Source organism: Sporosarcina sp. FA9 (genome assembly GCF_051550205.1).
Lineage (GTDB): Bacteria > Bacillota > Bacilli > Bacillales_A > Planococcaceae > Sporosarcina.
Genome location: NZ_CP188819.1, coordinates 1,668,659 through 1,689,457, shown reverse-complemented (window position 1 = coordinate 1,689,457; position 20,799 = coordinate 1,668,659). Strand labels below are relative to the sequence as shown.

At 38.9% G+C, this 20,799-nt stretch carries 23 protein-coding genes; all 23 read right to left on the bottom strand.

Features of this window, described 5'->3' with window-relative positions; all coding sequences use genetic code 11:
* Nucleotide 1: 1 nt before the first annotated feature.
* Nucleotides 2-1,312: a tetratricopeptide repeat protein gene (locus tag ACP8HH_RS08240; RefSeq protein ID WP_438318461.1), complete on the bottom strand. Its 1,311-nt coding sequence runs from the start codon at nucleotides 1,310-1,312 to the stop codon at nucleotides 2-4.
* Between the two features lie 30 nt (nucleotides 1,313-1,342).
* A complete protein-coding gene (gene aroA, locus ACP8HH_RS08235; protein WP_438318458.1) occupies nucleotides 1,343-2,638 on the bottom strand; it encodes a 3-phosphoshikimate 1-carboxyvinyltransferase in 1,296 nt (431 codons plus the stop codon).
* A gap of 15 nt (nucleotides 2,639-2,653) precedes the next feature.
* The gene (locus tag ACP8HH_RS08230; RefSeq protein ID WP_438318455.1) at nucleotides 2,654-3,754 is read right to left on the bottom strand and encodes a prephenate dehydrogenase; all 1,101 of its coding nucleotides are present in this window, start codon (nucleotides 3,752-3,754) and stop codon (nucleotides 2,654-2,656) included.
* Nucleotides 3,751-4,851 (bottom strand): histidinol-phosphate transaminase, encoded by a 1,101-nt coding sequence (gene hisC, locus ACP8HH_RS08225; RefSeq protein WP_438318452.1) that lies wholly within the window; start codon nucleotides 4,849-4,851, stop codon nucleotides 3,751-3,753. The genes ACP8HH_RS08230 and hisC overlap by 4 nt, the downstream gene beginning before the upstream one ends.
* Nucleotides 4,852-4,865: 14 nt before the next feature.
* Nucleotides 4,866-5,231, bottom strand: a complete 366-nt coding sequence (gene aroH / locus ACP8HH_RS08220; protein ID WP_438318449.1) for a chorismate mutase — start codon at nucleotides 5,229-5,231, stop codon at nucleotides 4,866-4,868.
* Complete coding sequence (aroB, locus tag ACP8HH_RS08215; protein WP_438318446.1) at nucleotides 5,232-6,332, bottom strand: 3-dehydroquinate synthase; 1,101 nt, start codon at nucleotides 6,330-6,332, stop codon at nucleotides 5,232-5,234.
* Between the two features lies 1 nt (nucleotide 6,333).
* The gene (gene aroC, locus ACP8HH_RS08210) at nucleotides 6,334-7,515 is read right to left on the bottom strand and encodes a chorismate synthase (protein ID WP_438318443.1); all 1,182 of its coding nucleotides are present in this window, start codon (nucleotides 7,513-7,515) and stop codon (nucleotides 6,334-6,336) included.
* A 187-nt stretch (nucleotides 7,516-7,702) separates the two neighbouring features.
* On the bottom strand, nucleotides 7,703-8,473 hold the full coding sequence (locus ACP8HH_RS08205) for a CheR family methyltransferase (RefSeq protein ID WP_438318440.1): 771 nt from the start codon (nucleotides 8,471-8,473) through the stop codon (nucleotides 7,703-7,705).
* Nucleotides 8,474-8,578: 105 nt separating this feature from the next.
* Complete coding sequence (gene ndk, locus ACP8HH_RS08200) at nucleotides 8,579-9,025, bottom strand: nucleoside-diphosphate kinase (RefSeq protein ID WP_438318437.1); 447 nt, start codon at nucleotides 9,023-9,025, stop codon at nucleotides 8,579-8,581.
* An 85-nt stretch (nucleotides 9,026-9,110) separates the two neighbouring features.
* Nucleotides 9,111-10,085 carry a polyprenyl synthetase family protein gene (locus tag ACP8HH_RS08195; protein ID WP_438318434.1) on the bottom strand — a complete coding sequence of 325 codons (975 nt, stop codon included), beginning with the start codon at nucleotides 10,083-10,085 and terminating at the stop codon, nucleotides 9,111-9,113.
* A 26-nt stretch (nucleotides 10,086-10,111) separates the two neighbouring features.
* On the bottom strand, nucleotides 10,112-10,807 hold the full coding sequence (locus ACP8HH_RS08190; protein WP_438318431.1) for a demethylmenaquinone methyltransferase: 696 nt from the start codon (nucleotides 10,805-10,807) through the stop codon (nucleotides 10,112-10,114).
* Between the two features lie 18 nt (nucleotides 10,808-10,825).
* On the bottom strand, nucleotides 10,826-11,560 hold the full coding sequence (locus tag ACP8HH_RS08185; RefSeq protein WP_438318428.1) for a heptaprenyl diphosphate synthase component 1: 735 nt from the start codon (nucleotides 11,558-11,560) through the stop codon (nucleotides 10,826-10,828).
* Between the two features lie 51 nt (nucleotides 11,561-11,611).
* On the bottom strand, nucleotides 11,612-11,830 hold the full coding sequence (mtrB, locus tag ACP8HH_RS08180) for a trp RNA-binding attenuation protein MtrB (RefSeq protein ID WP_381537543.1): 219 nt from the start codon (nucleotides 11,828-11,830) through the stop codon (nucleotides 11,612-11,614).
* Nucleotides 11,831-11,901: 71 nt separating this feature from the next.
* Nucleotides 11,902-12,471: a GTP cyclohydrolase I FolE gene (gene folE, locus ACP8HH_RS08175; RefSeq protein ID WP_438318425.1), complete on the bottom strand. Its 570-nt coding sequence runs from the start codon at nucleotides 12,469-12,471 to the stop codon at nucleotides 11,902-11,904.
* 175 nt (nucleotides 12,472-12,646) lie between these two features.
* Nucleotides 12,647-12,919, bottom strand: coding sequence for an HU family DNA-binding protein (locus tag ACP8HH_RS08170; protein ID WP_438318422.1), 273 nt, complete (start codon nucleotides 12,917-12,919; stop codon nucleotides 12,647-12,649).
* 158 nt (nucleotides 12,920-13,077) lie between these two features.
* The gene (gene spoIVA / locus ACP8HH_RS08165; protein WP_438318419.1) at nucleotides 13,078-14,556 is read right to left on the bottom strand and encodes a stage IV sporulation protein A; all 1,479 of its coding nucleotides are present in this window, start codon (nucleotides 14,554-14,556) and stop codon (nucleotides 13,078-13,080) included.
* A gap of 82 nt (nucleotides 14,557-14,638) precedes the next feature.
* Complete coding sequence (locus ACP8HH_RS08160) at nucleotides 14,639-15,328, bottom strand: hypothetical protein (RefSeq protein WP_438319077.1); 690 nt, start codon at nucleotides 15,326-15,328, stop codon at nucleotides 14,639-14,641.
* 20 nt (nucleotides 15,329-15,348) lie between these two features.
* Nucleotides 15,349-15,552 carry a DUF2768 domain-containing protein gene (locus ACP8HH_RS08155; RefSeq protein WP_438318416.1) on the bottom strand — a complete coding sequence of 68 codons (204 nt, stop codon included), beginning with the start codon at nucleotides 15,550-15,552 and terminating at the stop codon, nucleotides 15,349-15,351.
* Between the two features lie 69 nt (nucleotides 15,553-15,621).
* Complete coding sequence (locus ACP8HH_RS08150) at nucleotides 15,622-16,644, bottom strand: NAD(P)H-dependent glycerol-3-phosphate dehydrogenase (RefSeq protein ID WP_438318415.1); 1,023 nt, start codon at nucleotides 16,642-16,644, stop codon at nucleotides 15,622-15,624.
* Between the two features lie 4 nt (nucleotides 16,645-16,648).
* On the bottom strand, nucleotides 16,649-17,959 hold the full coding sequence (gene der, locus ACP8HH_RS08145; protein WP_438318411.1) for a ribosome biogenesis GTPase Der: 1,311 nt from the start codon (nucleotides 17,957-17,959) through the stop codon (nucleotides 16,649-16,651).
* 303 nt (nucleotides 17,960-18,262) lie between these two features.
* Nucleotides 18,263-19,405 carry a 30S ribosomal protein S1 gene (gene rpsA, locus ACP8HH_RS08140; protein WP_438318409.1) on the bottom strand — a complete coding sequence of 381 codons (1,143 nt, stop codon included), beginning with the start codon at nucleotides 19,403-19,405 and terminating at the stop codon, nucleotides 18,263-18,265.
* A gap of 81 nt (nucleotides 19,406-19,486) precedes the next feature.
* A complete protein-coding gene (locus ACP8HH_RS08135) occupies nucleotides 19,487-20,068 on the bottom strand; it encodes a lysophospholipid acyltransferase family protein (protein WP_438318406.1) in 582 nt (193 codons plus the stop codon).
* A complete protein-coding gene (gene cmk, locus ACP8HH_RS08130; RefSeq protein WP_438319076.1) occupies nucleotides 20,065-20,742 on the bottom strand; it encodes a (d)CMP kinase in 678 nt (225 codons plus the stop codon). The genes ACP8HH_RS08135 and cmk overlap by 4 nt, the downstream gene beginning before the upstream one ends.
* Between the last annotated feature and the right edge of the window lie 57 nt (nucleotides 20,743-20,799).

Sequence of the window (20,799 nt, the reverse complement as noted above, 5' to 3'; positions counted from 1 at the left end):
GTCACACCTCCTCGTCAGTTTGCAATTCTAAAAAATCTCTCCAATACTCATCATCAGGAAAAAGTGATACCATTTTCTTCACAATTTCTATAGCCTCATTCTGTTTTCCATCCTCAATTAGGAATTTTGCGTAATTCGTGAGAAAATCGTAATCCTCATCCATTCCAACATATGCTTTACGATAGGATTCATATGCATCCTCAAACTGTTCCAAGCGTTCATTCGAATAAGCTTTGAATGCTTCTAATAATGGTATATCGTCCGAATCATCTTTTGTGTACGAAAGAAGTTCGATAAGTTCCGCGTCCCGCTCTAATTCATTATAAAGCGATGCAAGTGTTATTAACGCTTCCGTATATTCGGGATCAAGAGCAAAAGCCTCTTTCAAATGTTCTTCTGCTTCTACAGGCAACCCAAGTTTCAACGCAGATTTACCAGCGGACAATTGAAATTCCTTATCAAACTCGTCCCGACGAATACCATCTTTAAACATATTATATGCTGCAAGATCATCTCCTGCTAAAGAATAGGCTTGGCCTGCGAGCATATATGCAGAGAAATAATCCGGATCCATTTCAATAAGTTTGTTCAGCAATGAAATAGAGCGTGTAGTATTTTTAGTTTGGAAATAAGCAAAAGCGGCTCCAAATAAAAGATCAGGACCAACCTGCTCTTTTAACAACTCTTCATAATACGGAATTGCTTCTTCGTAAGCGGCACCAGCACTATATGTTTCAGCGAGCCTTGACACGATGGTAACGCCACCGATTTCCTGAACTTCGTCTTTTAACGCAAGATAGAGTCGTATTGCCTCTCCGTACTTCCCCGAATCTAATAGTAGTTCCGCATACGCGAAGCGGATTACAGGTTCCTCTGGAGCTAATTTAAAAGCTTCTTTTATTTTTGATAAGGCGGTTTCAGCGAGACCAGTCATATGATAGTAATCTGCGAGTACAAGCAATGCTTGTACATACTCATCTTCTTCCGGGCGAATTTCTGTTAATAATAAAAGTGCTTCATCTTCTTCACCAAGCTCCATTAACGTATTCGCACGATCTATTTTCAATTGTGCCTCGTCAGGTAAGTTTTCAATCAAAACTTCATAAAGACGATCCGCTTCAGCCATAAAACCATAAGAAGCCAAAAGATATGCTGATTCATATAGCATATTGTAATCCGTTGAGAGGCTTAGTCTGTCTAAAAGAAGACTTAGAGCCTCCACGTCGCCTTCTTTGATATGCTGTTCAACTTCTTGTAACTGTTCCATATTTTCACCTGTTCTTTCGATTTGTATACATCGACTTAAAAGCATTTTAGAGAAGGGTAAACTTTCTCCACATCTCTACTTTTCAGTCAATATTTTAAGGTCTTCAAAAAAGTGTGGGTAAGAAATATTAATACACGATGGATCTTCAATAAAAACCGGGCCGGATGTTGCAAGTGCAGCGATAGCAGCCATCATTCCAAGGCGGTGATCACCATATGAATTTAATACTCCACCAGTTAAAGGTGTTGGACCATGGATAATCATTCCATCTGGCGTCGCCTCGATATCTGCACCCATTTTTTTAAGTTCGTTCGTAACAGCTGCAATTCGATCTGTTTCCTTCACACGAAGTTCTTCTGCATCTTTAATAATAGTCGTACCTACCGCTTGAGTTGCGAGCAACGCGATTACAGGTAGTTCATCAATAAGACGTGGAATTAGTTCGCCACCAATCGTCATTCCTTGTAGACTGCCGTATGTAACCTTAACAGTAGCTGATGGTTCACCATTTTCATCTGTTGTATTCGTTATTTCGATTTGTGCACCCATTTCGCGTAGAACATCAATAATACCTGTTCGTGTTGGATTTAACCCAACTCTTTTAAACGTAACGGTACTTCCTTCTAACATTGCGGCTCCCGCCATAAAAAATGCAGCAGAAGAAATGTCCCCTGGAACATGGACTTCCATCCCTCGTAAGGTTTGCCCGCCAACTATGCTTACTTTGTTCCCATTAGAGTCTACCTCTGCCCCGAAATACGTGAGCATTCGTTCTGTATGATCCCGTGACACTGTTTCTTCTGTGACTGTAGTTGTGCCTTCTGCATTTAAACCAGCAAAAAGGATAGCAGATTTAACTTGTGCACTCGCAACAGGCATTATATAATCGATAGCGTTTAGTGTTTTTCCAACAACCGTAAGTGGTAGAAGAGATTTTTGTTTATCCGTGTGTATTTTTGCGCCCATTTCTTTTAAAGGTATCGTTACCCGGTCCATTGGTCGAATAGAAAGCGATTCATCACCGGACAAAACAGTGGTTACTTTTGAGCCCCCCAATATTCCAAGCATCAAACGTGCTGTAGTTCCAGAATTGCCGGCATATAAATCGAGTGTGGGTTGCGTCCAGTTTTGCATCCCCGGACTTTCTATCATTACTTCCGTACCTGACCTTTGAATGGAAACTCCCAACTGTTTAAAAATTTCAATTGTTCGTAAACAATCATCGCCGTCCAGAAAGCCTTTAATAAATGTCTTACCTTCCGCAATAGCTCCTAGCATAACCGCTCTATGTGATATTGATTTATCGCCGGGTACAACTAATTCACCCGTCAAAACGGGTCTAATGAACTCTACTTTTCTTATTTCGCCCATAAATAACCCCTCCAGTTAAAGGATATGCATACCATAATTTGTATCTCGTGAAAGTGCAAATCTTGCCTTTTCCCTGTCATCAGCAGTCTGAAAACTAATAACAAGAATACCAAATACATCCGTTCTCGTTTCTACAATTCGTAAATTCGTTAAACTGATCAATTCATCAGCCAAGATTTTAGTAATTTCGGCAATGATGCCTGGATGATCCGGAATATCAATATGTAAATCATAGGTCATATAAAGTGCGCCTTGGGATGTTATTGGCAATTCATCTCTGAATGTTTTTGCATCCGCAAAATAATTATGGATTTGAGTAGAATCATTATGAATGAGCATTTCCCGCACATTTGCCATCTCATCGAGCCACACATCAAGTTGCTTTAGTAGCTCAACTCTGTTTTGGATTGTAATATCTCGCCACATTAATGGATCCGCGGACGCTATTCGTGTAATATCTCGAAATCCTCCAGCCGCCAATTTATTAACGAACGGTTGCACGGACTGTTGCGCAGACAGCATTCCAACGAGGGAAGATGCAACTAGATGCGGAAAATGACTTACAATAGCAGTCATTCGATCGTGTTCATCTGCATGCAAAACTTTTATTTTTGCTTTTGTTGGCTCGAGTAAATGCCTAAGTTGTTCAATTGCAGCTTCATCTGTAGTAGATTCAGGTGTCAAAATATAATAAGCATTTTCAAATAAATGCTCTTTGGCAGCGGAAACACCACTCTTATGAGATCCCGCCATCGGATGACCTCCAACAAACGTTAACCCCTTATCAATTAAAAAGGCAGCTGCCTGCATGATTGGACCTTTCGTACTACCAGTATCGGTTAGGATTACATCTTTTTTTAATTGTAAAACAGCCACATCATACATAAGTTTTACGGTTGTATTTACAGGTGTTGAAAATATTATAATGTCAGCATTTCCGCATGCATCTTGAAGAGATGATGGGATTGCATCGATTATTCCGCGGCGGTATGCTTCTTTCATTGTTTCAGGAGAACTGTCAAAACCCGTTACATGAATTAAAGGATTCCTCTTTACTGCGAGTCCTAGCGAACCGCCTATTAAACCCAGTCCAATTATCGTTACATTTGTCTTCATTTTAAAAGTTGGGCATCCGCTAATAGTGAATCAAATGCAGCAAAGAAACCATTATTCTGATTTTCCGAACCGATTGTGACTCTAATATATCCCGGTGTTCCAAGTGCTTCTCCACTTCGAACGATAAATCCTTGTTGCAACAGTTTTTCCGACGCCAAATCTCCATTTCCAGGCACTTCAATAAGAACAAAATTTGCTTCCGAATCATATATATGAAGCTTGTTCGCATTTGCATATTGGATAAATCTCTGCATTTCTTCATGATTTAATAGACTGCATTCTTTAATAAATTCGTCGTCATCAAGAGCCGCTTCTGCAAGGACTTGCCCTGCTGATGTAACGTTGAATGGACTACGCACTTTATTGAGATTACTGATTACTTCGGGGTTACCAATCGCATAACCGATTCTGAATGCAGCAAGTCCATAAGCTTTTGAAAATGTCCGTAAGACAATTAGATTCGGATACTCTTTTAACAAATGAATTGTATTTGTATAACTTGGATCGGTAATGTATTCAAAATATGCTTCATCCAGAACGACAAGAATATTGTCAGGTACTTTTGTAAGAAATGTCGTTAAGGCCTCACTGGAGATTAAATTCCCCGTTGGATTATTTGGACTGCAAAGCCAGATGACAGATGTATCTTTGTCAATTACGTTTAGAAAACCATCTAAATTATGATGTCCGTCTACTAAAGCGACTTCTCTAATTTCCGCTCCATCAATTTTTGCATTGTGAGCATATTGGGGAAATGTCGGAGTTGCCATAATTGTATTCTTGCCAGAATCTAGAAGAGCCCTAGATATCATTACGATTATTTCGTCAGAACCGCCACCAAACAATAATGAGTCTTCGTTTACATTAAGCTTTCGAGCTATTTTTTTTCGCAAACTGCTTGCGTTTCCATCAGGATACATCTCAATTTCAATCGTACCTTCGTCTAAGAGCTTCTTGGCCGATGGTGCAGGACCATATGGATTTTCATTTGAAGCGAGTTTAACAACCTTTTCTAATTGATACTGATTGAGTACTTCTTTAATCGATTTCCCAGGTTTATATGGTTTCATTTCTCTAAGAGAATCTTTCCATAGCATTTCCATTCCTCCAATCAACTTTTTATTAAGTCAGGGCGTAAATTAACTGCATTATTATGATAAATATGTTGTATATCTTTTTGTGTAGATTCTGTATTTACATGCATAAGAATACGGATGCAAAGTGGCATAGAACCAACGACATCCATTTCATGAGTACACATTACCGGCACATATTTCCAGCCTTCAATTGTACGTACAGCTTTTGCGGGAAAAGTCGATGTAATATCAAGGGTTGTAGATATAAGAACAGAAATAATATCTTCTGGATCAACTCCATTTTCCTTAAGCATTTTAACAGCAAGTTCTTCTGTCGCTTTCAAAATCAAAAGTTCTTCATCGTGTTCAACTGTAGTTGCTCCCCTAATACCTCTAACCATTTATAACACTCCTCCAGTTCTCTTAACCAATTCGTCAAAAGCATCTTTACACTCTGACCGTGCTATTTCTTTTATGTATGGATTTCCGATAGAGTGCAGTAACGCAAAATTAAGTTTACCGAAAGAAGCCTTTTTATCTTTCATCATAAAATCCATAAGCAATTGGAATGAGTACGTATGAACAGGCTCGAATGTATATCCATTTTCCTCTGCGAAAAGAATGAATTTATTCGTTACATTTTTATCGATTGTTCCGTGACTTTCACTTAAAATCAAACTGTATGCCATACCAATCATAATGGATTCACCATGGCTTAGCCTTCCAAACCCACATGCCGCTTCAATTGCGTGACCGAATGTATGTCCGAAATTCAGGTATTTCCGAGTCGATTGTTCAAATTCATCTTCTGCAACAATATTTGCTTTTACTTGTATGCCAAGTAATAATTCTTTTGACAACCACTCGATTGTTGGTTTTGCAAATGATTCAGTGCTCAGTAACTCATTTGTCCATTTCTCGTCAGAAATAAACGCATGTTTCAATAGTTCTGCCATTCCCGACCGTACTTCTCTTGGTGGCAACGTTTCAAATAAATTAATATCAAAGAGTACTGCCGTTGGTTGATGAAAGGAACCGACCATGTTTTTTCCATCCGGCATATTAATTGCCGTTTTTCCACCAACAGCACTATCATGCGCCAGAATCGTTGTCGGGCATTGAATGAATCGAATTCCCCTCATGAATGTCGCGGCAACAAAACCTGTTAAATCTCCACAGGCCCCCCCGCCAAAAGCGATTAGAAGAGAGTTCCGTGTAAATCCTTTAGATAATAAAAAGGATAAGCAATCAACGTACACTTCTGATGTTTTGGAGCTCTCCCCAGATGGGATTGTTTTTACAGTAATATCAAGACCTGTATGTTCTAAAGATTCTTTCAAAAGCGGTAAATGAAGCGCTGCAACATGTTCATCAGCAATAATTGCAATACGGTCCGCACTTTTTAAAAGTTCCTCATAATGAGTTGCAAACAATTCATAAGTGTCTTGACCAATATGAACGTCATACTCATGATTTAAAATGTTGACCGTAAGTTTCTCCATTTTAAAACTCCTTCACATATTGTCTGTAGTTTTCAATTTCTGTTTTCAATCCATCCATTGTGTCAGAACGAAATTCTTCCATAATCGCTTTTGCCACTTCTGTCGCAATTACATGTTCTGCCACTACTGAAGCCGCGGGAACCGCACAAGGGTCTGAACGTTCAATCGTCGCTACAAAAGGTTCTTTCGTATCAATATCGACACTTTCTAAAGGTTTGTATAGTGTAGGAATTGGTTTCATCACTCCTCTAATAACAATCGGCATTCCTGAAGTCATACCGCCCTCAAGACCACCAAGACGATTGGATTTCCGGTAATATCCTTGTTCTTCATTCCAAAAGATTTCGTCGTGGACTTTGCTACCTGGCATTTTGGCCATTTCAAATCCAAGACCAATTTCTACACCTTTGAATGCATTAATACTCATCATAGCCCCTGCAAGTTTTCCGTCCATTTTCCGATCGAATTGCACGTAACTTCCGATTCCAGGCGGACAACCTTCGACAATGACTTCTACAACACCACCAGCGGTATCTCCATTCGCTTTTGCAGTATCGATTGCATCAACCATCAATGGTGTCGCTTCAGGGTCAGCACAGTATACAGGATTCGTTTCGATTATTTTCCTCAGTTCTTCGGTAGTAAGCCCAGCATAAGACTCGGGATTTGTTTTTATGCCACCAATTTCCGTAACATGAGCCACTGTATAAATGCCTAATTCACGAAGAAATTGTTTTGCTACTGCGCCAATCGCGACCCTCATTGTCGTTTCACGTGCAGATGATCGTTCTAATACATTCCGTAAATCTCGATGGCCGTATTTCATTCCACCAACTAAATCTGCATGACCTGGTCTTGGTCGGGTAATTTGTCTTTTTACATCCTCAGGGTTTGAACCTTCTTCAAGTGGTTCTACTCCCATTATTTTTGTCCAATGCTTCCAGTCATCATTTACTACTGTAAGCGTAACAGGAGATCCAAGTGTTTTTCCGTGACGCACTCCTGATGAAATAACAACCTGGTCTGTTTCAATTTGCATCCGTCTACCCCGACCATGTCCACCTTGTCGTCTGGAAAGTTCACCGTTTATCATTTCAGCTGTTAATTCCATTTGTGCAGGTAATCCTTCAATTATCGCTGTTAGTTGTGGGCCGTGTGACTCACCAGCTGTAAAGTATCTCATCGTATATCCCCCTTTTTATTGTTTCATGACACTATACCAAAATGTACACTTTTCGACTATATCTAACTGATTATTGACACTACTATTTATTCACTACAATTGTTTATACTTTCGTCGTTACAATTCAGTCAATGCTTAAATCCTTACTATATAAAGTTAAAGATATCCGGAAGTTACTCCGGATATCTTAAATTTTCCTATAAAAAAAAGTTTCTGCAGACTCAAAACCGTATTTGCTCGGATTAAAGATTTGTTCTGTACTTCCAACAAATAGAATTCCACCTGATCGTAAAGATTTTGAAAAGTTCTTATAAATTTGATCTTTGGCTTCTTCAGTAAAATATATCATAACATTTCTACAAACAATTAGGTCAAAGCCTGAATCATACTTATCATTTAATAAGTTTTGCTGTTTAAAAGTGACAGTACGTTTTATTTCATCTTTTACTTGATAATATGTTTCATCTTTGATAAAGAATTCTTTTACTACATTTTGCGGTACTTCTTTTAATGACCTCTCTGGATAAAGAGCAACTTTAGCTCGTTCGATTGCGCCCGCATCTAGATCGGTTGCAAAAATCGCAATATCTCGAATCGGAATATGAGATGTCAATACCATTGCGAGCGAATAGGGTTCCTCACCAGTAGAACATGCGGCACTCCATATTTTGAGTTTTTTATTTACTGACAATAATTCAGGAAATATTTTTTTATCGAGCACGTCCCATCTTTGTGCATTGCGATAAAACTCTGAAACATTAATTGTCATTCTGTCAAGGAACTCTTCCAGTAATTTTTTTTCAGTATGTATCGCCTTATAGAAATCTTTAAAATTCCGGTAACCCTTTTTTTCATATAAAGAGGTCAATCTTCTTTTCATTTGCGCTTCTTTATAATACGACAGATCAATCCCAGTCTTTTTCTTAATATTCGCAATAAAATCTACATAATCCGACAACTCAAAACAACCCCCAATTCTATCTGTCTAGTATTACAGATTTCAAAGAGCTCCATAATAACAAAAACAGCCGTGCGAAAAAACGCGAGGCTGTTTTGTTTATAATTAAATAATCCAGTTCTTCATTGACTTATCATACGATACAAGTTCTTCTTCTTTGAAGAAAAGACCAATTTCACGAACAGCTGACTCAGGTGAATCAGATCCGTGAATAATATTCTTTCCAACAGTAACTGCAAAGTCACCGCGAATTGTTCCAGGTGCTGATTCAGTTGGGTTTGTTGCTCCAACCAATAGACGTGAAGTTGAAATGACGTTCTCGCCTTCCCATACCATTGCAAATACAGGCCCAGATGTAATGAACTCTACAAGTTCACCGAAAAACGGACGCTCTTTATGTTCACCGTAATGTTGTTCAGCAAGTTCTGGCGTAATTTGCATAAGTTTTGCACCAACAAGTTGGTATCCCTTTTTTTCAAAACGGCCAACAATTTCTCCAACAAGATTGCGTTGTACGCCGTCTGGTTTTACCATTAAAAATGTTCTTTCCATTAATCAAACACTCCTTCATTTATGTATCGGGTTTATCCCTTTATTATCTTAACATCATGGCTGATATCTTACAACTAAAAGTCCGTCAGAAGTCACGCTTACCAATGAAACGAGCAATTTGAAAGAAAGCTTTTCGAGCATCCGAATTTGGCAAGCCTTTAATTTCTTTAAGGGCTTTTTGTAAATATTTATCACTTACTGCTTGTGCTTTTTCAATTGCTCCTGACTTACGTATATATGTTAACATTTTTTCACGGTCTGACTGAGATAACGTTTTATCAAATGAACGTTCCATAAATGGGCGAAACTCCATGTCATCTTTTATGTATAATACTGGCAAAGTTAAATGGCCATTTAGTAAATCACTACCCGCCGGTTTTCCAAGTTCTTCATCCGTTGAGGTAATATCTAAAATGTCATCAATAATTTGATAAGACATACCGGCATAATAACCGAAACGACTCATTTTTCTTACAACAGAGGGGCTAGCATTGGATACAAGAGCGCCAAGTTCGCAGCTTGAAGAAAGCAATAGTGCAGTCTTTCGTTTAATTCGTCTTAGATAGTCACGAATCGATTGATCGAACTTACGCTGTTGTTCTATTTGCATTATTTCTCCTTTGCAAATTTCAAGCATCGTTCTGGAAAGCAATCGATGAACAGCTGGTACTTCTATTTCGCCAATCGAAGACAATGCACGTGAAAAAATATAATCACCCGTATACATCGCAATTCGATTATCCCATCTTGCTTTAACCGTCTGAAGTCCCCGACGCATATCAGAGTCATCAATCACATCATCATGCACAAGAGAAGCCATATGAACAAGTTCAAGAGAAACAGCCACTTTCGATACATCTTCCAATGAGTATGTCCCAAACTTGGATGCAAGAATCACAAAAATCGGACGAATTCTCTTGCCGCCCGCTCGCAGAAGATGAAGGGATGCTTGTCGAATAATAGGTGATTCCGAATCGACCGCACGCTCAAGTTCTTTTTCTATATAATCGAGATCCTTTCGGAAATCGGAATAAAGTGACAATAACCTTAATTTCTCCACAAAGATAACCTTCTTCTACGGTTTTATTATTTAAATCCAACATGACCTGCAGTCGCGCCACCGCTATATGATTTATACGAGACGTCCGTAAAGCCCGCTTCCGTGAAAAGTTGTGCAAGCTCTTTTCTTCCTGGAAAATCATCTGCTGATTCTTGTAGCCACGAATACTCTTTATAGCTTTTAGCAAATAGTTTACCAAACAAAGGCATAATGTTTTTAAAGTAAAATCGAAATAACTGCTTATATCCAGGGAGTTCAGACTGCGAAGTTTCTAAACAAGCAACCATTCCACCTGGTTTCAATACACGATTCATTTCTTTCAAAACGGTAAGATAGTCTGGAACATTTCGAAGACCAAAGCCAATCGTTACATAATCGAATGAGTTGTCGGGAAACGGTAATTCCATTGCATTTCCGTGAATCAGCGATATATTAGGAATTTGTTCAATCTTCGGCTTTGCAGACCTCAGCATATTTTCACTGAAATCAAGGCCTTTCACTTCACCAGATGGCCCTACCGCTTCGGCAAGTGCAATCGTCCAGTCAGCAGTTCCGCAGCACACATCAAGCGCATACGTCCCTTCACGGACGGCCATTCGGAGCATCATATCATCGCGCCACTTCTTATGTTGGTTGAAACTAATAACCGAATTCATTTTATCGTAATCGACGGATATTTTTTCAAACACTTCATGGACTTTTTCTTCTTTTGATAAAGCCATAAGGCATACCTCATTTCCTTAAATCGACTTCCCTAAAACCGGGATTGTCATTCCGCGAATTTGCTCTTTTAATTGTGGATCAATAAAATTCGCTTCATCGATTGTTTTTTGCATTTTATTTTGCAACTCTACAATCGCTTGAGAAATTATAGCATCACTCTTGTTCCAACCTTGATTTATATGGATTGGCTGTTTGGAACTATTTTGTTTTGCATCTAGACGAAGTAAAGGAAGTGCTGCTTCAATTAATGGTATATAGCGCGAAAACCCATACTCATGAAAAAATTCAGCAATACAACCCGATTCAATTAATTCAACTGTAGCAATTAAAACGCTTGGATTCGCTGGAGTACGACCGTGATGAATAGTCTTTATTTCATTGATGCTTCCAATCCGATTCGATAAAGTACGGATAAAATCAAAATCCGATAAGGAAGCAAGAAGCTTGTAATGAATCCCGCTATAATAATCCCCTGAAAGTACTGTTAGCTGTTGTTTCCTAGAAGTCGCATGATACAAGTCAATTCTATCATGCGCATCAAAAGCGACATGAACAGCGCCTACTGCAATTGCAGCCGTATGCATTTGCTCAGTCCATTGTTCCCCATTTAGTAATGGTAACAGAATAAAGAAAGCTTTTTCTAAATCAAGTGATATAGAACCAACATCTCTATTTAAAATTGTATGGTTTGTTTCCCGTTCCAAATCATTCATGTAACTTTTAACATTGTATTTCACTTTTTGTCTTTCCATCGTGGGATCTCCAATCAAAGACGTCATAGAAGTGTCTTCCAAATAAAGGATTTACTCTTTACCTTCACTTGTCATGACACCGTATGCGGTATGAATGTCTGCTTTTCCGCGTATTTTCATTGCTGAAGTATGCTCGGTAAATTGAGCAATCATCACTTCACCACGATCTAACTTTTCTGTATGGTGAAATTTTGTATCATTTCCACGCGTCAGCCCGATAACGTTAACGCCATCTTCTTTCGCTTTTATAACGATATATTCGGATTGCATTGTCATCTCGACATCTCCTGTCTGTTTATGGTCTCAATCATATCATAGAAAAGGATGTGTGAGCAAAGGCTTCACGACATATTTATGAGTGTTAAAATTTCCGAACGTTTCTCGGCATCTTGTTCGTAAATACCTCTTGCTGACATAGTCATCGTTTTCGAGCCCGGTTTTCGAATTCCACGCATCGTCATACACATGTGTTCCGCCTCTATCACCACAAATACACCAACAGGATCCAACATTTCCATCATTGCATTCGCAACTGTTGTAGTAATGCGTTCTTGAAGTTGGGGTCTTCGAGCAGTTGTTTCAACAGCCCTAGCTAATTTACTTAAACCTGCAACAACACCGTTACGGGGAATATACGCAATATGTGCATGGCCAAAAAACGGTACCAGATGATGTTCACACATTGAATGGAATGCTATGTCTTTCACAAGAACGACTTCATCATGATTTTCATTGAAAACAGTTTTAAAATAGTCTTTCGGATCTTTATTCAACCCATCAAACATTTCGGCATACATTTTAGCAACTCGTTTAGGTGTTTCAACAAGTCCTTCACGGTCCGGATCTTCACCTATTGCTTCTAGGATCATCGTTATTGCTTTCTCTATTTTACCATAATCAAAGTTATGCATTCATTCTTCTCCCTCTTTCGACAATAACAAAAATAGTAGCATATTCCACCATTTACGTACAGTCCTACGAGTTCTTAAACTTCGTAAAACATTCATCTCTTAACAAAACAAAAAGAAGTCCTCCCGCGAACCTACTATCAGATTCGGCGGGTGAACTTCTATGTAAAAACGAAAATTATTTCACTGCGTCTTTAAGTGCCTTGCCCGCTTTGAAGGCTGGAACTTTACTTGCGGCGATATCAATTTCCTCGCCTGATTGTGGGTTACGTCCTTTACGAGCAGCACGTTCGCGCACTTCAAAAGTACCGAAACCAATCACTTGTACTTTTTCACCCTGTGCAAGAGTAGATTGAATTGTTTCAAAAACAGCTTCTACAGCTTTTGTTCCATCTTTCTTAGAAAGACCTGCCGCTTCAGCTACAGAGTTAATTAATTCTGATTTATTCATACCATTCACCTCCTCTCAAAGGTTAGTCAATTGCAATACTGTAAAAAGAGTATCACATGGTAAACCGCTATGCAACAATATTCTTGCCTGCTTCCCATAATAATGCATTTTTAACCCAAAAAGCAAAAAAAGATCCGTTTTTTACGGATCTTTTTTTATTAAACAATGAATGTGACCATTCCTTTATTTCCATCGTTCACCATTTGTTCTATCGTTTCTCGCAGTCTTTTCCTTGCATTTGCAGGGACCGAAGCATTTTTAAAGCGAATGCTTTCTTTCATAACTTCATGGAGTGGAGTTCCAAATAGTTGCGTTTCCCATAGGGCTTCTCTGTCGTGTAAATAAGCATTTTTCAAATCTTTGAGTAAGTGATGGCTATGGAACTCTGAGCCAATTAAAGGTGAGAACTCCGCCTCCATATCTACTCGAATAATATGAAGTGAAGGTGCGGTCGCTTTCATTCGTACACCAAAAAAATCGTTTTGTTTAATTAATTCTGGTGCAGTTGGGTTAAAATCATCAATTGTTGGCAACGCAATTCCGTAACCTTCTCTTTTGGCTGTATCAATGGCTTCCGAATATAATTCATACGATTTTCGTGCCTTTGCCGCTTCCTTAATAAACACTAACCAATCTTTTTTTGTGCCAATTTCAGAACCCATTATCTCTTCACACACTTCGCGAAAAGCCTGTTCATCCATATCGATTTTCAGAGTTGCTTTTCCTTGTCCCGCATCGACTTCTACAACTTCCGCATTTCGAACATGGTTTTCATTTTTAATTTCTTCTGCCAGTTCTTGTACTTTTCTAATTTTCGAAGCACCAAGGAATCCTTCGCTAATGACTTTGTCAATTGACGAATTCAATTCATGTTCAGATCCAAGCACTTCCATCCAATCGGGTTTTTGCAATTCAATTTCAGTAATCGGGAATTCATAGAGTGCTTCTTTCAATATGAGCTGGATTTCCTGAGCATTTAGTTGATCCGCACTGATTGCAATTACAGGTACCCCATACTTTTCATGCAATTCTTGTTTTAGAGCAACTGTTTTTTCATTGGCTGGCATTTTTGAGTTTAATACAATGACAAAAGGTTTACCAATGTCTTTTAATTTACCTACAATTTCTTCTTCTGCAACCAATGCTGCAGCCCGCGGAATATTATTTACCGTGCCGTCTGTCGTGACAAGAATACCAATCGTCGAATGATCCCGAATTACTTTGTCCGTGCCAATACGTGCCGCCTCTTCAAAAGGAATGGGCTCGTTATGCCATGGCGTATGAACGTACTTCGGTCCATCCTCATCTTCGTAGCCCTTAACTCCGTCTATGACGTAGCCCACACAATCTGCAAGTCGAATTTGGAATTTTAATTCTCCATCGCCAACAGAAACCATAGTCCCTTGTGCAGGAATAAATTTCGGTTCAGAGGTCATGATCACTGGCCCAGAAGAACTTTGTGGTAGTTCATCTTGTGCCCGTATTCGATCACCTGCATCCGTCATGTTTGGAATAACTACTTCTTCCATAACCCTCTTCACGAACGTGGACTTTCCTACTCGGACAGGACCAACGACACCGATGTAAATATCCCCATCAGTACGTCTGGCCAAATTCTCATATAATTCTTCTTTCATCCATCGTCCTCCTTTTCTGCGCATATTAGTTTATGTAAATGAAAAACGTTTCATGCACTAGGCATGAAACATTTTTTATTTACTATTTCATAAAGATGGGTTCATTTAATTCATTTACTGTGTAAGGCTTCGAATATGCCGGTAGAACAGGATACTTATCCGCCAATAGGTACCGAATATCTTCACCTTGTTTAACATCTGGATTTTCTTCTGAAAGAATTCGATTTAAATCAATGGAATAATCGATATAAAACTTTCCGTCCCCTCCAACCACCATTGGTAGGTGGGTATCGGAATAGGGGCTCTCAACAGTCAGTGGCTTCTTGAATCCCATTTCTGTAAAATCTATTTCAAAAACACCTTCACCAATGGGGTCTTTATATGAAATCGATCCGTTAATACTTTTTCTTAAGTTTAACTCCCTTATCCTTTCAGCCACTCTTAAATCTACTAGTTTAACCGTTGGATTTGTTTCTACATCAATAAGTACATACTGAAAAATCCCGCCTTTTTCATAAGCATTTGATGGAATTTTTTCTGTATAAGCCGGAATAATTTTTGCAAAGTCAATCGGATATTTAATGTAAATGTCCGTTTCCATTTCACGTGTCTTTATCGGTAGTAGTCCCCCAGAGCTTTCCTGAAAGCGGTCTACTGCTTTTTGAATTATTTCGAGCTGATCTTCATACGGTATCGTTGACCCCGCATTATCGTTACTCGACAGCATACAACCCGATAAGAGAAAAGTAAGAGATAGAGTCAGGAAAAGCATCATTCTTTTTTTAAACAATTTTATTGCCCTCCTGTCGGACCGTTAAATACTAGATAAACTAAAATGAAAAAGGAAACGATTAGTAATATGTATGCAATCAATGCCATAACAAATTTAATAATACGGTTATTTATTTTATGTCTACTCGCATAAATAAGGCCCATGGAAATAACCATGAATCCCATTGCATAGAAAGACATCCACATTTTATCCATTGAGGACACGAAAAGTCCACCTTTCTATATATCCAAGCTATTTAGATATCGAAATAACTAACACGGTCAATCACGCAGTCATTCGTTTCCAAAAAGATCGTCTACCTCTTGTTTTTTCATTCGATTCATTAGTTGCTCTACCATTACTTTTGGCGGAACATCTTCAAACAGAACTGTATATAGCGCTTCAGTTAACGGCATTGATACATCGAATTTAATGGCAAGCTGGTGTGCTGCCTTGGCTGTCCGAACACCCTCAATGACCATTCCCATGCCTGAAACAACATCTTCCAGACTGTTTCCTTTACCAAGCATATTGCCCGCTTTCCAGTTTCGCGAATGGACGCTTGTACATGTGACAATCAAATCACCAAGACCTGTTAAACCTGAAAAAGTGAGGGGATGTGCCCCCATCTTTACTCCAAGTCTCGATATTTCGGCGAGTCCTCGAGTAATCAAAGCCGCTTTAGCATTATCTCCATATCCAAGTCCATCTGAAATTCCAGCTGCGAGGGCTATCACATTTTTTAGTGCAGCACCTATTTCTACCCCAATAAGATCGTTGTTTGTATATACGCGGAAATATTTGTTCATAAATAAATCTTGAACTTCCTTGGCCGCCTGTATATCATCAGAAGCCGCGGTCACTGTGGTCGGATGACGCAAGACAACCTCTTCTGCATGACTAGGTCCGGATAACGCAACAACGGCCTTCAAATTGGACGCTGTGAGCTCTTCCGTTATCATTTCAGAGATTCTCTTAAGCGAATCAGGTTCAATCCCTTTTGAGACATGAACAATTAACTTAGGTACTTCAATCATTGTATTTATTTCTGCACAGACACCACGAATCGCTTTAGTTGGAACAGCAATAACGAGTATTTCTCCATGCTTTACAGCAACTTCAAGCTCTGAAGTTGCTGCTAAATTCTTTGGTAATTGAATTCCTGGCAAATAACCATGGTTTGTATGTTCATTTAAGATTTCAGTAGACAGGTCTTCTCGTCTTGCCCAGAGTAAACAATCATGACCGTTTTCAGCTAGGACAAAAGCAACTGCAGTTCCCCAGCTTCCAGCACCTATAACGGATACCTTTTTCATTCCATCAACTCCTTGCTCTAGTGATAAGTCGAATCGGAGTCCCTTCAAAGCCAAATGACTCACGCAGACGGTTTTGTAAAAAGCGCTCATATGAGAAATGCATGATTTCTGGTTCGTTCACAAATACGACAAATGTAGGAGGCTTAACCGCAACTTGCGTCGCATAGTAAATTCGTAATCGCTTGCCTTTTTCAGAAGGCGCCGGATTTCTTGCAACTGCATCTTCTACAACTTCGTTTAACACACTTGACTGAATTCGTAGAGCGTGATTCTCACTAACGAGTTTAATTCGGTCAAATAGCGTATTTACACGCTGTTTTGTTTTAGCCGAGACAAAAGCAATCGGTGCATAATCTAGAAACAGGAAATTACTCCGTATATCTTCAATAAATTTATTCATCGTTTTATTATCTTTTTCAACGATATCCCATTTATTAACTACAAACATAACACCTTTACCTGCATCTTCAGCATAACCTGCAACCCGTTTGTCCTGTTCACGTATTCCTTCCTCACCGTTTATCACGATTAGGACGACATCAGATCTGTCAATTGCTTTTAACGCTCGAAGTTGGCTGTATTTTTCAGTACTTTCATATATCTTACCTTTTTTACGCATTCCCGCCGTGTCAATTATCTTATACTTTTGACCTTCGTGAACGTAAGGAGTATCAATCGCATCTCTCGTTGTACCTGCTATTTCACTTACAATTACACGCTCTTCACCTAAAAGTGCGTTCACAAGTGAGGATTTACCTACGTTTGGACGTCCAATTAAAGAAAAACGAATTACATCATCTTCAATTTCTTCAGCATCCACATCCGGGAAATTAGCTGCTACCTCGTCCAATAAATCACCAAGACCTAAACCATGTGAACCGGATATCGGGAATGGATCCCCAAATCCTAGTGAATAAAAGTCATAGATCATTTCTCTCATATCAGGATTGTCCACTTTATTCACAGCAAGAATGACCGGTTTTTTTGTCTTGTAAAGTATTTTTGCTACGTGCTCATCGGCGTCTGTAACACCTTCACGTCCATTTGTTAAAAAGATAATGACATCCGATTCCGCAATAGCAATTTCAGCTTGAGATCGAATCTGGTCTAGAAATGGTGCGTCACCGATTTCAATCCCACCAGTATCTATAAGGTTAAAGTCATGTGCTAGCCAATCAGCCGAGCTATAAATCCGGTCTCTAGTAACACCGGCAACATCTTCTACAATTGATATACGTTCACCAACGATTCGGTTGAAAATGGTCGATTTCCCTACGTTTGGTCTACCGACAATCGCTACTGTTGGTTTGGTCATAATAAAAACATCCTTCCAGCTTATCTTCTGCATATTATACACAAAAAAGGAACGAACGTCTAAACGAACAATTTGAAAGTTCTTTACCTCGAATAGTCAAAATCAATTAACAACTTGAGAAGGTTCAAAACAGAGCTCTTCAAAAACCTCATTTTCCCGAAAAAAATTGTTTATAGGACGCCATCCCACTTTAAAAACATACATTAAATTTCAATAAGACAACGAAGAATCCACTATTTACACTAATAGACTGCAAATAAAAATGATGACGCTATATAGCATCATCATTTTTATTGAAACCTGTTATTCAGTAAATTTCTTTAGCTGATCACCGATTACATCACCCATAGAAAAGCCTGAAGCTTCCACTGGCATTTCATAGTCTCCATACGAATTATCATTTTCTTTTTCAACCAAATCTTTTATACTTAATGACAAGCGTTTTTCAATCGGGTTGACTTCTAGAACTTTTACTTCGATTTTTTGACCTTCTTTTAACACTTCATCAGGTGTTCCGATATGTTGATGTGAAATACGTGAAATGTGTACAAGACCTTCTACTCCAGGAAATAGTTCAACGAATGCTCCATAGGAAACAATACGCTTAACAGTTCCTTCAAGTTTTGATCCTTTGGGCGCTTTTTCTTCAATGCCTTCCCACGGACCAGGCAATGTATCTTTTATCGATAAAGAAATTCGTTCTGAATCACGATCAATAGATAAGACTTTGACATTTACTTTGTCGCCCTCTTTAAGAACATCTGACACTTTTTCAACATGTTCGTGCGTAAGTTGTGAAATATGAACAAGACCATCGACACCGCCAAGGTCAACAAAGGCACCGAATGTCGCAAGACGTTGTACAGTTCCTTCAAGAATTTGTCCAACTTCTAGTGTATCCATAATTATGCCTTTTTGTGATTCCTTCTCTTCTTGAATTACAGCGCGATGTGAAAGAATGAGACGGTTTTTTTCCTTGTCCATTTCAACGATTTTAAATGACATTACACGGCCTTTGTACTCTTCGAAAGATTCTACGAAATAATCTTCTACAAGAGACGCAGGAATAAATCCGCGTACACCTAAATCTACGACTAATCCACCTTTCACAACATCACGTACTTCTGTTTCAATTGTTTTTTTAGTATTGTATGCCTCTTCAAGCGATTCCCACGCGTCTTCCGCATCCACTTTACGTTTAGAAAGTACATAGTTTTCATCTTCAACTTTAGTAATGATTAACTCGATTTCATCGCCTTCAGCTACTGCATCTGAAGCTTTTTCAATATGCAAACTAGACAGTTCGCTAATCGGGATTACACCGTCAAATGGTGCACCTGTTATTTCTACCGTTACAGATTTATCTTCAATCTTCGTTACTCTACCAGTTACTCTGTCACCTTCGTTATAGACATTCTCTACCTCTAAATTCATCTCTTCAGACATATGTAGTCCTCCTCTATAATGAATCATACTTCCATACTATGCGAATTCACAGATAAAAACAAAAAATTACACTTAACTCTTTTATTTATATTCTTTTATAAGCTTTCCAATTTCCTCCATTATAGCCTCAGTTACTTCCTCAGCGGAAGCCCTTCTTTCTCTGAACTCAGAAATATCCATCGGCTTACCATAAACTACCTTTAAACTCTTAAACGCCTTATATGGCCCAATAATCGCACAAGGCATTACCATACATTCCCCTTTTAGTGCAAAGAATCCCGCACCCGAGAGCCCTTTAGTAAGTTCACCGGTCTTGCTCCTTGTCCCTTCAGGAAACAAGCCAACAACATCACCAGCTTTTAGTATTTTAAGCGTTTTACGAAACGCTTCACGATCGCTCATTCCACGTTTTACAGGATATGCTTGAACTCTTGGAAGAATACTTTTTAATAAAGGCATCTTGAAAAGCTCTTCTTTTGCCATAAAACGAACAGTCCGAGGGCAGGTCATTCCAACAATCGGCGGATCTAAATTATCGATATGATTCACGCAAAGGAGAACCCCTCCCTCTTTCGGGAAGTTTTCTTTTCCAATGACTTTAACACGATACAAGGGATAAAAAATTGTACTTACCAGAAACTTTCCGAGCGGATACAGATTCATTGCACTAACCTCTCTTCCGCAAGCTTGCTTATCATCTCTGCTACCTCTTCTATTGACATTGCTGTAGTGTCAATTAAAAGTGCGTCGGCCGCCATTTTAAGAGGTGATGCTTTTCTTTCGCTATCTGCCCGGTCTCTTTCACTAATTTCGGTTCTTAATTGATCAAGTGATGAATTGATGCCGCGTTTTTCATTTTCTAAGTGGCGACGAGCTGCTCTTTCCTTAACAGAAGCAGTCATAAATATTTTTAATTCTGCACTTGGTAAAACATGCGTGCCAATGTCTCTGCCGTCCATAACAACTCCTACACCTTCCGCAAGAATACGTTGTTTATTAACCATAAGTTCACGAACTTTTGAATGTGTCGCTACCGAAGAGACGGATGAAGTTACTTCCCTCGACCTAATTTCTTCGGTCACATCAGAACCATCTATAAATACCAATTGTGTATCACTTGAAGGTTTCAAGGTAATTTCAATCGAGTTTAAGAGTTCTTGCAGACTTTCTTCATCATTTATATCTATGTTCATTTGTAGTGCCTTATGCGTTAATGCTCTATACATCGCACCTGTATCTATGTAGGTATATCCTAGCTTCTCAGCCGTCATCTTTGCAATTGTACTTTTCCCGGATGCTGCCGGACCATCAATAGCTATTTTTATAGTTTTCATAATCACAAATCCCTTCAGAGTTAATTCGTCAGTATTGTATCACACCGAAAAGGGAAAAGT

Bases quoted from the DNA above. Each gene is read 5' to 3' on its own strand.
- ACP8HH_RS08240 (WP_438318461.1), bottom strand. From the start codon at position 1,312: ATGCTTTTAAGTCGATGTATACAAATCGAAAGAACAGGTGAAAATATG.
- aroA (WP_438318458.1), bottom strand. From the start codon at position 2,638: ATGGGCGAAATAAGAAAAGTAGAGTTCATTAGACCCGTTTTGACGGGT.
- ACP8HH_RS08230 (WP_438318455.1), bottom strand. From the start codon at position 3,754: ATGAAGACAAATGTAACGATAATTGGACTGGGTTTAATAGGCGGTTCG.
- hisC (WP_438318452.1), bottom strand. From the start codon at position 4,851: ATGCTATGGAAAGATTCTCTTAGAGAAATGAAACCATATAAACCTGGG.
- aroH (WP_438318449.1), bottom strand. From the start codon at position 5,231: ATGGTTAGAGGTATTAGGGGAGCAACTACAGTTGAACACGATGAAGAA.
- aroB (WP_438318446.1), bottom strand. From the start codon at position 6,332: ATGGAGAAACTTACGGTCAACATTTTAAATCATGAGTATGACGTTCAT.
- aroC (WP_438318443.1), bottom strand. From the start codon at position 7,515: ATGAGATACTTTACAGCTGGTGAGTCACACGGCCCACAACTAACAGCG.
- ndk (WP_438318437.1), bottom strand. From the start codon at position 9,025: ATGGAAAGAACATTTTTAATGGTAAAACCAGACGGCGTACAACGCAAT.
- ACP8HH_RS08190 (WP_438318431.1), bottom strand. From the start codon at position 10,807: ATGGCTTTATCAAAAGAAGAAAAAGTCCATGAAGTGTTTGAAAAAATA.
- ACP8HH_RS08185 (WP_438318428.1), bottom strand. From the start codon at position 11,560: ATGGAAAGACAAAAAGTGAAATACAATGTTAAAAGTTACATGAATGAT.
- mtrB (WP_381537543.1), bottom strand. From the start codon at position 11,830: ATGCAATCCGAATATATCGTTATAAAAGCGAAAGAAGATGGCGTTAAC.
- folE (WP_438318425.1), bottom strand. From the start codon at position 12,471: ATGCATAACTTTGATTATGGTAAAATAGAGAAAGCAATAACGATGATC.
- ACP8HH_RS08170 (WP_438318422.1), bottom strand. From the start codon at position 12,919: ATGAATAAATCAGAATTAATTAACTCTGTAGCTGAAGCGGCAGGTCTT.
- spoIVA (WP_438318419.1), bottom strand. From the start codon at position 14,556: ATGAAAGAAGAATTATATGAGAATTTGGCCAGACGTACTGATGGGGAT.
- ACP8HH_RS08160 (WP_438319077.1), bottom strand. From the start codon at position 15,328: ATGCTTTTCCTGACTCTATCTCTTACTTTTCTCTTATCGGGTTGTATG.
- ACP8HH_RS08150 (WP_438318415.1), bottom strand. From the start codon at position 16,644: ATGAAAAAGGTATCCGTTATAGGTGCTGGAAGCTGGGGAACTGCAGTT.
- der (WP_438318411.1), bottom strand. From the start codon at position 17,959: ATGACCAAACCAACAGTAGCGATTGTCGGTAGACCAAACGTAGGGAAA.
- rpsA (WP_438318409.1), bottom strand. From the start codon at position 19,405: ATGTCTGAAGAGATGAATTTAGAGGTAGAGAATGTCTATAACGAAGGT.
- ACP8HH_RS08135 (WP_438318406.1), bottom strand. From the start codon at position 20,068: ATGAATCTGTATCCGCTCGGAAAGTTTCTGGTAAGTACAATTTTTTAT.